At 60.8% G+C, this 13,210-nt stretch carries 8 protein-coding genes; 5 read left to right on the top strand and 3 right to left on the bottom strand.

Annotated elements, in window-relative coordinates:
* The first annotated feature begins 247 nt into the window (after positions 1–247).
* Genes ACFVWR_RS06945 through ACFVWR_RS06930 form a run of 4 tightly spaced genes read left to right on the top strand, consistent with a single transcriptional unit; the run spans position 248 to position 6,142 of the window.
* Positions 248–994 carry a TnsA-like heteromeric transposase endonuclease subunit gene (locus ACFVWR_RS06945; RefSeq protein ID WP_387209429.1) on the top strand — a complete coding sequence of 249 codons (747 nt, stop codon included), beginning with the start codon at positions 248–250 and terminating at the stop codon, positions 992–994.
* Positions 991–2,985 (top strand): hypothetical protein, encoded by a 1,995-nt coding sequence (locus ACFVWR_RS06940; protein WP_387209427.1) that lies wholly within the window; start codon positions 991–993, stop codon positions 2,983–2,985. Before ACFVWR_RS06945 ends, ACFVWR_RS06940 begins: the two co-directional genes overlap by 4 nt.
* On the top strand, positions 2,979–3,989 hold the full coding sequence (locus ACFVWR_RS06935) for an ATP-binding protein (protein ID WP_387209425.1): 1,011 nt from the start codon (positions 2,979–2,981) through the stop codon (positions 3,987–3,989). Before ACFVWR_RS06940 ends, ACFVWR_RS06935 begins: the two co-directional genes overlap by 7 nt.
* A complete protein-coding gene (locus ACFVWR_RS06930; RefSeq protein WP_387209423.1) occupies positions 3,986–6,142 on the top strand; it encodes a zinc-ribbon domain-containing protein in 2,157 nt (718 codons plus the stop codon). The genes ACFVWR_RS06935 and ACFVWR_RS06930 overlap by 4 nt, the downstream gene beginning before the upstream one ends.
* Positions 6,143–6,505: 363 nt before the next feature.
* On the opposite strand, the gene ACFVWR_RS06925 is transcribed toward ACFVWR_RS06930, so the two are convergent.
* The 3 genes from ACFVWR_RS06925 to ACFVWR_RS06915 form a co-directional block, all read right to left on the bottom strand.
* Positions 6,506–7,951, bottom strand: a complete 1,446-nt coding sequence (locus ACFVWR_RS06925) for an SIR2 family protein (RefSeq protein ID WP_387209421.1) — start codon at positions 7,949–7,951, stop codon at positions 6,506–6,508.
* Between the two features lie 495 nt (positions 7,952–8,446).
* Positions 8,447–10,747, bottom strand: a complete 2,301-nt coding sequence (locus ACFVWR_RS06920; RefSeq protein ID WP_387209419.1) for an NACHT domain-containing protein — start codon at positions 10,745–10,747, stop codon at positions 8,447–8,449.
* 358 nt (positions 10,748–11,105) lie between these two features.
* The gene (locus ACFVWR_RS06915; protein ID WP_387209417.1) at positions 11,106–11,642 is read right to left on the bottom strand and encodes a TetR/AcrR family transcriptional regulator; all 537 of its coding nucleotides are present in this window, start codon (positions 11,640–11,642) and stop codon (positions 11,106–11,108) included.
* Between the two features lie 88 nt (positions 11,643–11,730).
* Here ACFVWR_RS06915 and ACFVWR_RS06910 point away from each other — a divergent pair, with 88 nt between their 5' ends.
* On the top strand, positions 11,731–13,176 hold the full coding sequence (locus ACFVWR_RS06910) for an MFS transporter (protein WP_387209415.1): 1,446 nt from the start codon (positions 11,731–11,733) through the stop codon (positions 13,174–13,176).
* The last annotated feature ends 34 nt before the right edge of the window (positions 13,177–13,210 follow it).

Raw genomic sequence — 13,210 nt, 5'->3', positions numbered from 1 at the left:
CATGTGACAGCGCGCCGACCATAGCCCTTCGCCGATGTGGCCAGTATGCTGCCCATCATGGGCGCGCTTTTCGGAGCGAGAACGGATTTGCTCGGCGGCAGGCAGGTTGAGCCGGCCACCGGGAAAATCGGCCGCCCTCTTTCCTGGCTCTCCTTCACTCTTTTTGCGCGCCTTACGGCCCTCGATCGACAATCCACGTCGCGGCCAAGCGCCGCAGGGAGGTCGAAAGAGAATGTCGTATGGGAGATTGCGTCACTTTGACGCGTTCCGTCACGTCCTGCCGCTCGACGAGCCATCCATCCACTGGCTAGACACTGCGGGGGACCGGCACGAAGTGCGCGCTTCATCGGATGCCCTCAGGGCACCGTTAGAGCAAGCTGTGCCCTGTCGCCGGGGCGCCAAATTTCAGGGGCAGTCAAGCTATTTTGGGCACTACCTTTTTGCCCAGACGGGCCAATGGCTCTGGTTCGAATCGAAAGCCGAGGAGAACGCGCTGCGGCTGCTCGACCATATTGCGAGCCTGAGCGCTCTGTCCACACAATCGTTCTGTCTCGTGCATCCAGACGGGCTTCGACACGTCCCGGATTTCTTCGGTCTCTCGACGGACGGGGAACGAATCGTTTATGACGTGCGCCCAGAAGAGCTACGCAATGACGCGGTCGAACAATTCCGACGAACCGCAGAGATCTGCTCCCGGATTGGCTGGACCTACCAAGTCATGACTGGCGAGGACAAGAGCGTCCCTGCGCAAAACGTCAAACTTCTGGCCAACTTCAGAGCTCCTGACTTCCGGCCGTCCCTCGAAGTTCATGAAGTCGTTCGAGGGGCCCTAAGCCGCAACCCGTTCATGACCTGGGAAACGTTCTTCGACGCTTTCGGGCACCAAGTGAGCTACCCCGATATGTACGCCCTCATGTGGCAGCGAAAAGTTGGTTACACGTTCGGAGCACCGATTGGCCCGCACACAAGGGTTTGGTGGGTGAAGGGGGCATGAACGGGTACATCACCCTGGGTGTGTCCATTCACTTCCGAGGCCACGAAGTCGTTCCGCTCTCAGAAACGGATGGTGTCATCCGAATCCACGACCTCCAAAACGACACGGAGTACGACGTCCTTGGCGAAGAAATTCTGGCCGAGCGTGCCGAAGCACAGCCCGCTATCGAAAGCATTAACCGGGTCTCGGGTTTTGCGAGGTCGCTGACCACCGAGCCTTGGAATCTCGCGGTCCACCTCGAGGAAGTCTTGTCCGGCGCACCCTTAGAACCCGGGGGCGCGCCACGTGCCCAATACCAACCTGACGTGCCGATGATGAAGCGTCAGGCCAGCAAGAGGGAGGAACTGGAACAGCTGGGGTTCCCAATGAGCCTGCGCACCCTCCAGCGCCACCTGTACGGCTACCGCGACCTCGGAGAATCCTGGCTCTACGACCGTCGGCGGCTCCCCCTCAAAGATCCGCTGCGCAACGTGTCCCCTCTTTTGAGAGAAGCCATCGAGTCGACCAAACACACGCTGACGACCCAATCGACCCATACTCTCGCGTACTTTCGGGAGGAGATCCGGCAAGAACTGAACCGTCTCGGCGGCGAGAATGAGCGGCTCCCATCGGACCCCACCCTCCGGCATTACCTCGAGTTGATCGGTGGGCCTGCCGATCCCTTCGGCACAGCAAAGCGTCGCCACAGCGACTCGAATCGTCCTACCTCAGCCAACAGAGCAAGTGCGGTTCCTGACGTGCCCGGCTCGGAAGTACAAATTGACACGAGCCGGTTCGACGTCGAGGTGCTGGACGGGCTCAAGAACCGCCGGACAACCGCCCAATTGGCTCTCATGATCGATAAGAGCACCCGCTGCATCGTAGGAACAACCGTCCGGCTCAGGAGCATGCAGGGCATCGACATCGCCCTGATGATCGTCGAGTCTTGCATGCCGCGCCGTGTCCTTCCCTTAGACAAGGCTTTGGCTGAACGACTGGTTGCGGGCGCCTGGCGCCGACACTTCGGAGAAGAGCTACCCGAGACTCGGCTGCCATTTATCCGTCCCCGCACGATCGAATCCGACAATGGTGCCGACTACCTGTCGCAAAGCGTGTCCAGTGCGATGAAGTTGTGCGGCATCAACCACACCGAAGCGCGACCTCGCACGCCAACCGACAAATCGCTCGTCGAGCGTGTCTTCGAAACTATAGAGATGGAGTTTGCCCAGTACATGCCCGGGTACCTGGGCTCGGACGTCACGAACCGAGGGGACCGGACGCCGGACGGCCAACTACTGACCGTATTCGAGCTCGCCGAACTTTTCCATGTTTGGTGCGCGCACGTCTACCAGAACACGCGCCATTCCGGGCTTCGGTCACCGTGGCGGCCTTCAACGCCACACTCACCGAACACGATGCTGACCGCGCTCCGCGAGTTCTACCCGGAAAGGCCCCTGCCAGTACCGGCCGACTACCTGCCGCGAATTGCCAGCGTGACCCAGAGGGTCATTGCTCTTAGCGGTATTCAGATCAACTACCGGGTATACGACTCCCCTGAACTCGACCCGTTCCGCCTGAGATTGTCTCCAATCACGGGGACCTCAAGCTGGCCAATCCACTATCACCCCACAGACCTTGGCCAAGTCTGGGTGATTCCACCCGGCGGGAACCCCATCGTTGCGCCTCTGAAGGACCGCGATCGGTTCTTTCGGCCATTCGCCGAGGAGATCGATGCGGAAGCGAGACGCATCGCGGCCGAGGCCAGAGAACTATCTCGAGCCGACCAGCACGAGCTTGCCCATGAGCTAGCAATGGCCGCGAAATCCCAGGTGCGGGCTCGGGAACGGCATGAAGCGCGTACGCACGCTGCTATCAAACTAGACCCTGGCTACTCGCCACCTCCGATCCAACCCGACCCGCATGCAATTGGTAAGGCGCCGACCGAGGAGCCTTTCTTCACTCCCAAGGTGGTTCAGCCTGAGCTTGACGATGTGGAACCGGACCTGTGGTAGCCGCCGACCAGACGCTTCTCGAACTGCGAGCTGGGCTTTACTCGCACCTGGCGCCAACCCCTGAGTTCAAACTTCCGCCGATCGACGAGTTCGAAGACTGGGATGACAAGGCCAAGGCGGAGTTCAACCATCAGCGGATCGTGCGCCTCGGGCGCGACCTCACCATAACCACGCCGAGCATGGTCAAGCTGCACCGAGAGTTGCTGCTCACGTCCGTACTGAATGAGGAACGCGCACGCGGCCGATCCGGCTTCGTCATCAATGGACTTCCCACCAGGGGCAAGACCACCCTGTGCCTGGAGGCGATGCGTTTCTTCTACACCGCCTACCGCCGACAGCGAGACGGCGTCGACCTGGCTGATGCGCTACCGATCGTATACATCTGCCTGCCAGCACATATCACGCCCAAGGCGGTAATCGAACGCGCTAGCAGATTCATAGGGCTCCCTGAGGGCAGCTACACGCTCGAATCATTGCAAGCCAGGGTCGTCAACAACATGGTCACCCACGGCACCCGACTGGTGGTTGTGGACGAGATCCAGAACCTCACGACGCGCTCCTTCGTGGGCATTGAATCATCCCGAGTTCTCAAGGACCTCATCGAGCAAACATACGGCTGCACCTTCATCCTCGCGGGCTCCGACGCCGGCCAATCCGCTGTCATGCTCGGAGACCTGGGATTCCCGGTCCTCGCGAGATCTCAACTGATCGAGCTCACCGACTACAACGCCGACGCTTCCGGCGTGACCGAATGGCACCAAGCCCTCTCCTCATTTGAGCGCAGGCTCGGTCTCTTCGGCCAGGAGCCGGGCACGCTGCTGGAGCTCAGCCGCGCCATCTTCAAGCGCACCAACGGGCGCATCTCCGCAGTCAATGAACTACTCCGTCGGGCCGCGGCGCAAGTGATCCACTCATCGACGTCGCCGCAGAGCGAAGTCATCACTCAGGAGGTCCTCGACCAGACTTTCCTGGACGCAAAGTCGCCTAATCAGGGCCGGCCATGAGCGTCGACGAGTTTGGCGTTCGCAGCCTTCCCTGGATACCTCGAATAACGCACCTCGAGACAGCGGTCAGTTACGCTCATCGGCTAGAAGCTGCCAACTTCGTCCCCCATGGCTTCGTGGCGAGGATCGCGCAGATGGTTCGGGCCAGCTCATCCGAGCAGCTAACTAGTGAAGATGCGTTCCACCGCGCCCTCGATCTTCTGACGGCCGGCCGGTGGACACGAGCCCAATCCGCCTTCAAGTCATCCTCTGCGCGCCTGTGTACGCCCTCGGAAAAAACGGAACTTGCCCACGCGTTCGAGCGGCAAGCCTCATGCCCTCGATGTGTCCCGGGTGAATACGCGTCAACCACTGGCCACTGGTTCCCGCTGATCTGCAGTCGTCACAAGATGTGGCTGCATCCCGGGAACGCGGGAGCAACTGTAAGAGGGACCACCCGACAGGCCCACTCTCGCCTTCAACGCCTGCTTCGACGTCACCCCGGAATCTCCTGGAAGTTCTTCGGGGCGGCATGGGAGGTAGCGGAACTCATCCTGAACCAGCTCGGCCGAGAGGTCGATTCCCAGGACACCTTCGTCCTGACTGTATCTCTCCTTACCGTGTACTTGCATACTCGTGGACACCTTGCGGATACCCGCCTCACCCTTCGCCAAATTTACGAGCAATGCGAGGAGCGGCTGGCACAACTACCTGACGATGTGCGCCAACCAGTACTCGATGCCGTCTGGCAAATGAACTATTCCAACTACGTGGCACAGTACGAATGGCTCACCAACCGAAATGACGATGTCCTCGCGCTAGTCGGCGGCAGTAACCACCTGCGCCTAACCGGCGCCATCCACTATCCCCTTGAGCCGCCGAGCCGATACTTGACGCTAGTCCGATCCTCTATTGCTGACGAGGACGTCGCATATCGAGTGCGTCATGCAGTCGTGCGTAAAGGCCACCAGGGGCGCAGAGACAACCTCAGATTCATTTGCTCACAAGGTCATGCCACGGCACGGTCAGCAGATTCGATCGCCAGCACCCGGTATCGCGAAGACGAAGGGTGCCCCGTGTGTATGGGGTTTATTCGCAGGCGCGGCGTCAATAGCATCTACGAACTTGCACCTCGAGACGCCGCTCGGTGGGACGTTATCAAGAACGGTGGCCCACCCCCCGGGAATCTACCCTTCACCAACGGTTCTTACTTCTGGTGGCGATGTGAAGAGGGTCACTCGTATCGCGCGACCGTTAGAGCCCAGCTGGAACGCCACCTCTGTCCCGAATGCCACCGCAGCGGAGGAGGAGTCACCGATACCTACAACGTGGCGCACTCGTTCCCCGAGGTCGCAAAAATGTGGTGGGCAGACACGTACGCGCCAGTCACCCCGGACGTCCTCCCGCCTCATTCCAAGCAGTGGTTTTGGTGGCACTGCACGGATTGCCATCAGTACTTTTACGAAGAAGTGGCAAGACTGGTCTGCATTCGGAGCTGCCCGTACTGCGCGGGACGGGAGACGATGCCTGGCCTTAACGACATCGACGTCAGTAACCCTTGTCTCTCACCCTTTTGGGACGACGAGGCGAACGGATTCCCCTCGTACCTCGTGGGCCCTGGCCTCACGTGGCGTGCTCGGTGGCGGTGCGAAGAGGGGCACGAATACCTTGCTTCGCACAATGAGGCTGTGGGCAACGTTCGACGATGCCGCGCATGCGCGAGAACCGTCCTGATTCAAGGCGTTACCGACATCGCTCACGCGTACCCAGAATGGCGTGACCTATGGGATCCGGCGCTCAACCTGGGACTGCAAGCTGATTCCGCCCTGGCTGCCGGCGATGCCATTCACGGGTGGAGGTGCGACAAGGGGCACCCGTATTGGAAGTCGATACGCGACATGCGTCGCAACTCTGAGTGCTCAGTATGCCTGAACAAACGGTGCCTGGCACACGTCAACGACCTGCGATCCCGGTACGGACCTGTCGTCGACGATTGGGACATAGCTGCGAATCTCGGCCTATCTCCCGAACTTGTCCTACCCGGCAATCGCCCTCGGTTCTGGACGTGTCTTCGAGGGCACACTCGATGGGAACGCCCTATCAATCGCCGACGCACGGGAGGGTGCCCCGATTGCCCGAAAGCTGACAGGGTCGCCTTCGCCTCAGCCAGCTGAAGCTCTCCGAAGGGCGCGCGGAAGCAAGGGTTGCTCGTGGAATACCAGTAGCTCGGCTTGCGAGAGTCGAGCAGAGACTTGTTGCAGGCCCGTCGTCAGTTCAGCCGACCATACTGCTGAGGTTTGGTCTGCGATTAAAGATTCGCCACGTGGCTTTCCTTCGCCAACTCGGGCTTGTTTCTACAGAATTCTCACGCTACACAGGACTTGTCTTAGGCAACTCTGGACCAGAGCAGCACGTGAAAGAGGATTTGAACAGCATCTTCCCTTAGGAGCCGGAGCCGGTTGCGGGGCCGTAGAGCTGCCGGTGCCCTCGAACTCGACCGCAGACACTAGTCCACTGAATCGAGATCCAAGGCCGGATTAGAGAAACTCCGAGTGCTGAGGGACCTGCCCAGGACGGAGCCCCGCGAGTATCTGCTTGTGCTCAACGGCGAGGCCTGGCGATCGGCCTCCTCTCGATCGCGTCGCAGCCGCGGCACGGGCCAGCCAGTCCCCGACATCGCCTCCGCGCCGATTGCTCTCTTGTATGAATTCTGCAAGAGTCCACTCGGGTCGGCTCACCCACCACGGCACTTCGACCTCTCCATGCGGGTCAGGACGTTTGGATCGAAATATAGGGCTTCCGAACGTTTCTATGATCGGTAGGTTCCTCAATTCGTCGTCACTAAGCAGCAGCGACCTCGTGCCGAGCATGTACCCCTCGACGTAGCAGGCGTCGAAATACCTGCGGTCGGCTACAGTTTCGGCGAAGGAGTGGGCGTATTCGCTCACGGTTTGCCGAACTTGCTGTGGGTCTGAGTACTCACCCTTGTGGCGCATCAGCCTCACACGACCGAGAGCGGCGAGAATCCCGTCCTGATAGGCCTGCGTAAATCCTCCGAATACATTGGGGTTCTCGAGAAGCTTTTCTGAGGCAACGTGCGCCGCTAGAACAGCGCGATGAATCCATTCGGCACGATCCAGGCGCTCGTCCGGGATGTGGTGGCCAGAATCTTCCAGCCTGCGCTTTAGCAGGTGCGCAAAATGACCGCCATCAGTCTTCAGATGTGTGAGGCCGAAGTCGACCGCGCTACCCGTATCCACAGGCGTGACGATGAATGCGTGACGTCGGAAGCGTCCCATTCGTTCGATCACCGAACGATATATGCTCTCGAAATCGGAATCCGTGAGCGAGTAACCAACGAACAGAATGACCTTGGTCGCCAGAAAATCACGCAGCTTAGCCCCCATGACCGATCTCGCGAGGTCTTCCTCTCTGCTCGTGTAGTCGGAGGTGGTAGCGACGATGCTTGACAAGTTCGACATAGAGCCGTGCAGCTTCAAGACTCGACGCCCAGGCAGGTCAAAGAAGGCGAAGTCCTCATCAAGGACGAAAGGCCGAGCTCCGGAAAATCGCTCGAAGAAGTCGTCCCAATTGGTCGTAAGGATCGCGTTGAGCTGCGAGATGCTCGCTATTTCGCTGTGGAACGCTGTCGTGTTGCTTTGCAGGGATTGAAACGTTGACACGTAGTCGATCCTGTCAAGCATCGCCCGGATTAGCTCCCGCCGCCCAAAGGCGTCCTCGAACTCCTGCATCACTTCGGGGAATGACTTGCCGCTCGGCTCGTCTCGCAACCGAGCTTCCACCTCCTCGTAAAAGGTTTCCGGAAAGAGCTGAGGCCTCTCGGTACTGATGCCAGCCCCAGCAAAGACGACAAGATCCCGATTCTTGGCGGCTTCCACCAACTCGTCCGGTATGTCGATAGGGAAATGCGTGCCGCAGACGGCGCAACCTTCGTGAAATGGGGCAGACGCAAGCGAAGTCATTGTTTGCTCCCTACTGGGCAGTTCCATTGATGTTTGCGAAAGCCGTCGTCTGGTCGAGCACGACTTAGCGCCACACGCCGAATTTGAACTTTCCGCTGATGTCTTCGTCAGGTTAGTTCGGTGCCCGGACCACTCCATCCAGGGTCACACACTCCGTCACGATAAGCCGTCGCATCCTGACCTAAAAGCCGTCGCGGCTGTGTTCAACTCTAGTCCTGAGGATGGTCGCATCTAGTCCGATGCGCCACAGGCGGGTCCGAGAAGACGGCCAATGCAGGACTCGTGTGGTTGTTCGAGTAACCCTGGACTTGTCTCATTTGGTTGATGCCAGTAGAAGAGTGCGCCTGAACAACTCAGGCTACTCTTGCCGAATCTGGGCCGTCGCGCCGTCTAGCTAATCGATGCGTGGGCGTTCGAACTCTCCACTCATGCGGTCCCGTTCCCCGCAGCTTCGCTTCCAATAGCCGTCCCGGCGACAGCGAACGACAGTTTCCTTCAGCGTGCGCTTGCAAGCACCGCGTCAGTACTGGAAACGCTTCCTTCGAGCATCTTCCTGACTCGACCCGTCGCACCTCGAACTGGGTAGTAAACCGCGTTGCCGCCGGCGCGACCCTTCACGATCAGATCGGCGCCTATCAGCAGGTCAACAACTTGCGGAACTAGCGCACGCAGCCTTCCATCCAGGCCCCTCGTAAGTGCACTGTCCTTACGTCCCGAACCGGACTGCATGTACACCTTTTTCAGGACGCTGAGCAACACACGCTGTCGAGCCGAGAGTCCGGGCGTGGCGAGAATTCCACGCGTTGTCTTGGACGATGGGTCGAACTGATCAAAAGTGCAACTTGAAAAATGCCCCTGCGGGAGCGATTCATAACTTCCCGCGCCTCGAACCACTCCAAAATCACATTTCGTGAATGTCGGCAGCGACCGATCGCCGTCGTACTCGGTGACGTCAAGCGTTGCCACTACGCAGTTCACGAATGTTAAAGGGCCTAAGTCTTCATCAACATCGGCGAAAACTACTTCCTCGAGGTACAACTCGCTGAAGACAAGCGAGGGCCAAGTCCCAGTTTCGCCAAGCTCAAGCGCGAGGCGCGCTAAGTCGAGCACCAGGGCCTCGCTGTGTGCTCGGGATTGCAGCCTGCTCGCCATTGCGACCGTTTGCGATCCGGTAACCCCTGCGCTCCGTGCGCGAACCTCGCATACAGCAATGCCGAGCGAGCTCAGCGGGACTATCGTCGGCTGCAGTTCTTCGAGCGCTTGATCGGCGCCACGACCGATCACATAGTTCACAACGTCGCCAGCACCAGCTGCGTTTGCGAGCGCAGGATCGATTAGATGCCTCGAACCGTCAGTTTCGTCAAGAACGCCCAACCCAGGCAGGCGCTGAAGGAGCTGGTACGAGCCCTCGTCAGGCGAGTAGCCGCAGACTTGCGCAAAGGCAAGAGCAAGATCTTCCTTATATATCGGACCGGTGCCGTCATTGCGCCCACGCGCGACCGTCGCAAGCCGCTCCAAAATGCGCCGCACGGTCGCGCCGTCGACGCCGAACTCCATTGTGGCTTCACGATCGCAAAGCCGCTCGAGGAGTAGATCCCATCCCTCGGCTGGGCCGATTTCGGAGCTTGCCTCTGCCAAGGGTTTGATGACACCGGAAGTCGCAAGGTAACCGAGCAGCAGCGGGCGCGACGGAAGCCATTTCGGCAAGGAACCGCTCCAGCCGTGTTGCTCAAGGTACGTCGACACCTGCTGGTCGGAAAACTGATCGGTCGAAAGTTCGAGGGGGCTTCGACTCCCGAGTCCGAGTCCTGAACGCATCTCGACGGTGCTATCGAAAAAATGCCGACGACCGGTTATCAAGATCCCGCACCCTATCGGCGACTGCTCAACGAACTTGCGCACAAGTTCTACGGAGCGCCGCCGAATGTCGCGAAGTTCCGTTGCTTGGCCCAACCAGCCCGTCGTAGCTATCTCATCGAACCCATCAAGCAGAAGTGAAACTTCACCCGCCCGCCACGCTCGGACCAACTGCGTTCCACTGCTGAAACCAAGTCGCGTAGCGTGACGCCGTATAGCCTCATCGGGCTCTGTCTGGCCTTGGTGGTCGCGCAGGTTAAGAGTGAGTGGAAACTTCAGAGTTGTCTTTTGCATGCTCGCGGCCGCCAGCCGACGATGCACTTCTCGCAGGGTCATACTCTTGCCGGCGCCGAAATCACCAAGAATGACCGTCAGCTTCCCGGAATGCGTTCGCTCTGCAATGTCCTTCGTCGAATAGCTTCGATCACTCTCACCCGGAGCCATCGCGGTTAGGCCAAAGGGCACGTACTCGTCGAGATCGGTCATGCTGCCGCTCAACGGGTTCCGCGCGCTTCCGAAGGCGTACAGCGCACGAAGGGTGAGGTACTCATTCGAATCGATCAGCTTCGATCGAAGCTGCGTGAGACTGCATGCGATGATCGGTGCGTCAAGTCTGTCGATGTACTGCCGCTGGTCGGCCGTAGGTTCGTCTCGGGTGACGAAGTATCCTTTGACGCCCTTGAACCGATGTTCCTTCGCGAGTCGGTCACATGCCTGTTTGAGTTTGTCGCCGTCCTTGTGCGCCTTGTCGAGCCTTCTCGAAACGGTTGCCTCCACCACTACGATCAGGTCGTCGCCAATGAAGATGCCGTCACGCTCGGTTGCATCGAGATATCCCGAGCCTTGATACGGCCGGTCCTTTGCAAACAACGCGCGGGCGACCCGGAGCACTTCCTCCTCAAACAGCCGCTCATCCTGCTGTTCGTCACTTGCTGGCATCTCGCTCCTTCGCGCTTGACAAGCACACTACGGCACGACGCGCGTGTCGGCTCGGCCCAGTCCGAGGGTCGTCTTCGCCCCACGGACATCTCAATGACATGCCCCGGTCGCGAGCGCCACAGCCGCGCTACGGGAGTTCGCGCTACTTGCCTCAAGTAGGTAAAGTCGCGCGAGTCGCTCCCGTGTGTGGCCTGGACCAGAGCGGCTCATTCCGAGTTGGGTATTTGCTTCAATGTTCCAGCTTCGCGATCGTGATTGGGTCCGACCATGACTCCCCCGCGAGAGCTAATCGCAAAACGTTGGGCTCGATATTCGCCTTGCTGGTCAGGAGATCCTCAAGACTCGACAGGGGCGCTCATCAATGCACGCGCAGCCCTTCGAGGCAGATGCTCACGACGCGTTCCAGTTGGCCGTCTTGCGGGTAGTCGGCGAGGCCGATGCCGCTCAGCATCCTGAGGATGTCGTCGGCGCTGACGTCGGTGCGGATGGCCCCCGTCTCCTGGGCCGCGGCGAGCAGGGGATCCGCCTTTCCGTAGATCCGGCGCCGCGCTTCGTAGACGAGCTCGGTGTCGTGGGCCATCTCTTCGGCGAAGGCCCGCTTGCCGATGATGAAGTCGACGAACCGGGCCAGCCACGCCTCAAGCGCTTCCGCCGGGGTGTCAGGGTCTTCGGGATGCGGCGCCAGCAACTGGTCGACCTGCTCGGAGTAGACGGCTTCGAACAGGGCGCCGCGGGTCGGGAAGCGCCGGTACAGCGTGGCACTGCCGACACCTGCGCGGCGGGCGACCTCCTCGATGGAGGCCGCAGCGCCGGCCTCGGCGAACACGCGGGTCGCCGCTTCGACGATGCGTTCGTGGTTGCGGCGGGCGTCGGCGCGGAGCGGTCGGTCGGACATTGTGCCTCCATGGGAATTAAATGGGGTGGCCCCCCCGTTTATGTGGTACAACTGGGGGGACCCCTCCACTAATCCTAAGGAGAACACGATGTCATCCGCGACATCCACACCGAAATGGCGCCGAACAGTCGTGCTCGCGTTGATCATGGGCGCCCAGCTGATGATGGTGCTCGACACGTCGATCGTCACGACCGCGCTCCCCCACCTCGTCTCAGATCTGGGCTTCTCACCCGAGTCCCTGTCCTGGGTGCAGAACACCTACGTCCTCGCCTTCGGCGGCCTGCTGTTGCTGGGCGCCCGGATCGGCGACCTCGCCGGCCGCAGGCGCGTGTTCGTGATCGCCGTGGCCGTCTTCGCCGCCGCATCCCTGCTCGCCGGGCTGTCGTTCAACGTGCCGACACTGCTGGCCGCGCGCATTCTGCAAGGGGCAGCCTCGGCATTTGCGATCCCGTCGACGCTGGCGCTGCTCGTCGGCGCGTATCCGGAGCCCGAAGAGCGCAGCCGCGCCATCGCGATCTACAGCGCCGTGATCGGCGCAGGCGCGAGCGTCGGAATCATCGTCGGCGGCGTGTTCACCGACCTGCTCTCGTGGCGCTGGGGCCTTCTCATCAACGTCCCGATCGGGATCATCGTCGTGCTGCTCTCGCCGCGATTCCTCACCGAGACCGCACGACGCCGGGGCGGATTCGACCTGCTCGGCGCACTCACCATCACGATCGGGATGACCGCACTGGTCTGGGGACTCATCGAATCCAGCACCCGCGGCTGGACCGACCCGGTCGTTCTCGCATCCCTGGCCCTGGCCGCACTGCTAGTCGTCGTGTTCGTGCTCCTCGAACGCCGCAGCAGCGAGCCCATCGTGCCGCTGAAGCTGTTCTCTAGCACGACACGGTCCGGCGCCTACCTCGCCCGCATCCTCATCGTCGGCGCGATGTTCTCGACGTTCTACTTCCTCAGCCAGTACCTGCAGAATGTGCTGCAGTTCAGCGCCCTGCTCGCCGGGCTCAGCTTCATCCCCCTCACCGGCATGTTCTTCGCCACGGTGTACGTGGTCAGGCCGCTGGTGCGCCGGTTCGGACAGGAGCGCCTGCTGGTCGCCTCCCTGGTCGTCGCCCTCGTCGGCATGGCGTGGCTCTCGACCGTTGGAGCCTCTACAGCCTTCTTCCCGTGGATTCTGCTCCCGTTGCTCGTGCTCGGCATCGGACAGGGGATAGCAATCATCCTGCTCACCCAGCTCGGGATGGCCGAGGTTCCGGATGAGCAAGCCGGCGCGGGCTCTGGTCTGGTGAACACGGCACATCAGCTCGGCGGCTCCGTCGGGCTGGCGATCCTCGCCGGGATCTTCATCGCCGCCACCGGCGACCACGCCGGCGTCGCGGCACAGGTCGTCGGATTCCAGAACGTCTTCCGCGTGGCCGCCGGCTTCTACGCCCTCTCCATCGTCGTGGGAGTCTTCATGCTCATCGCCGCCCGCAAGCCGCGCGCCAACAGCGAGACCGCCGTCGCGACGGCCGCGGCCACCATCGCCGATTAGGGCTGATTAAGAGGGGAGCCGCCTGGCCGACTTT

Origin of the sequence: Leifsonia sp. NPDC058292 (assembly GCF_042880955.1) — a bacterium.
GTDB lineage: Bacteria > Actinomycetota > Actinomycetes > Actinomycetales > Microbacteriaceae > Leifsonia.
Note: the sequence above shows the minus strand (reverse complement) of the source record. Positions and strands in the feature narration are given on the sequence as shown.

What these genes read in the sequence shown, in the direction of transcription:
- ACFVWR_RS06940 (WP_387209427.1), top strand. Translation starts at nt 991, where the DNA reads ATGAACGGGTACATCACCCTGGGTGTGTCCATTCACTTCCGAGGCCAC.
- ACFVWR_RS06930 (WP_387209423.1), top strand. Translation starts at nt 3,986, where the DNA reads ATGAGCGTCGACGAGTTTGGCGTTCGCAGCCTTCCCTGGATACCTCGA.
- ACFVWR_RS06925 (WP_387209421.1), bottom strand. Translation starts at nt 7,951, where the DNA reads ATGACTTCGCTTGCGTCTGCCCCATTTCACGAAGGTTGCGCCGTCTGC.
- ACFVWR_RS06920 (WP_387209419.1), bottom strand. Translation starts at nt 10,747, where the DNA reads ATGCCAGCAAGTGACGAACAGCAGGATGAGCGGCTGTTTGAGGAGGAA.
- ACFVWR_RS06915 (WP_387209417.1), bottom strand. Translation starts at nt 11,642, where the DNA reads ATGTCCGACCGACCGCTCCGCGCCGACGCCCGCCGCAACCACGAACGC.
- ACFVWR_RS06910 (WP_387209415.1), top strand. Translation starts at nt 11,731, where the DNA reads ATGTCATCCGCGACATCCACACCGAAATGGCGCCGAACAGTCGTGCTC.